Below are 1,325 nucleotides of genomic sequence, written 5' to 3'. Positions count from 1 at the left end.
GGCCTCCCTGGCCGCGGCGAACGCCTCGGCCGCCGACGCCCTGCGCACCTCGACGCCCGCGCTCAGCCGCATGACGTCCGGCGCCGCCGAGGCGGAGCCCTCGCCCGCGACGGCGATCTGCTCGTGTTCGATGGTCACGTGCACCCCTTCGTGATCATATGCCGGTCAGGGTGTGCCCCTGCTGAAGCGGAAGCCCATGTCGCCGAACTCGGCCTTCCGCGCCGCGCTCGCCAGCACCCGGGTCACCTGCCCCCGCAGGTCGATCACCACCGCCTCGTAGCCGCCGTTCCTGAGCCGCCAGACGGCCAGGTGCTCCTCGTCCCACCAGCCGATGAGCCGGGTGCTGGCGAACGGCACGACGCGGGGCGCGGAGTCGTCGCCCGAGGTGGAGTAGGCGCAGATCGTGCTGCCGGCGCGGGAGCAGTGGGCGAGGTACAGCCCGCCCGACGGTGAGACGTCGTCGCCCTCCACCCACACGGGCGAGCCCCTGCCGGTGAGCGTGCGCGCGGGCCTGCCCTCCAGGTCGTAGAACTTCATCGTGCCGCTCACCCAGGTGCCGACCGCCTGGCCGCTCGCGTCCCAGAAGAAGCGCCACTCGCCGGCGCCCCGCTCCTTGATCTGGAAGGTCCTGCTCGTGCCGCTCTCCACGTCGATGACGCCGTAGCCGTATTCGACGCTCTCGCCGCTCGTGGCCCGGTAGAGGGTGACGAGCCCGAGCCTGCCGTCGGGCGACCAGCGGGGCGTGGTGGGGAAGATCGGCGCGCGGCTGAGCTTGACGGCGCGCCTGGCGCCGGTGCGGTGGTCGATGATCGACACCTGCGCGTAGTGGTCGGTGGTGTAGTCGACGTCGGTGCCGAGCGCCCGGGTGCCGTCGGCGTTGAGCGCGTACTCGAAGTAGCGGGTGTTCCTGGTGAAGACGTCGGTTCCGGGGCGCCGGACGTACACCTGCTTGCCGCTGTTGACGCTGTACGAGGCCAGCTTGATCGGGTCGGCGTCGTCCTCGCGGATCGCCACGGAGGTGCCGGGCAGGGCGATCGTGGTCGTGGTGGCCGTCCCCGTGCTCGGCGTGGCCGTTCCCGGGGAGGTCTCCGGGGAGGTGGAGGGGCTCTCGGACGGTGACGGCGACTCCGGTGACGAGGACCGGGCCGAGGGAGATGACTGGGCCGACGAGGACGGCCGTGAGGCCAGCCGTGCCACGGCGACGACCGCCACCGCGACCAGCACGACAGTGACGGCCGCCGCCGCGGCGATGAGCCATCCCGCGTTCCGCCCGCCGCCCCGCGGCGGGCCCGGAGGCCCTGCCGGACGCCCTGCCGGGTGCGCTG

Annotated in this window: 3 protein-coding genes; 1 reads left to right on the top strand and 2 read right to left on the bottom strand. The window is 73.2% G+C overall.

The window, feature by feature from the left end:
* Both DQW85_RS47730 and DQW85_RS22945 read right to left on the bottom strand, forming a co-directional pair.
* The coding region (locus DQW85_RS47730; RefSeq protein ID WP_113702198.1) for an SIMPL domain-containing protein at positions 1-138 on the bottom strand (138 nt) is incomplete at its 3' end.
* A gap of 27 nt (positions 139-165) precedes the next feature.
* Complete coding sequence (locus DQW85_RS22945) at positions 166-1,014, bottom strand: TolB-like translocation protein (RefSeq protein ID WP_113702197.1); 849 nt, start codon at positions 1,012-1,014, stop codon at positions 166-168.
* Between the two features lie 4 nt (positions 1,015-1,018).
* Here DQW85_RS22945 and DQW85_RS46010 point away from each other — a divergent pair.
* Positions 1,019-1,325, top strand: a 307-nt coding sequence (locus DQW85_RS46010) for a hypothetical protein (RefSeq protein WP_205315332.1), incomplete at its 3' end; no start/stop codon positions are given.

The organism is Nonomuraea lactucae (genome assembly GCF_003313395.1).
Taxonomy (GTDB): Bacteria; Actinomycetota; Actinomycetes; order Streptosporangiales; family Streptosporangiaceae; genus Nonomuraea; species Nonomuraea lactucae.
This window is presented reverse-complemented; position numbering and strand designations above follow the sequence as displayed.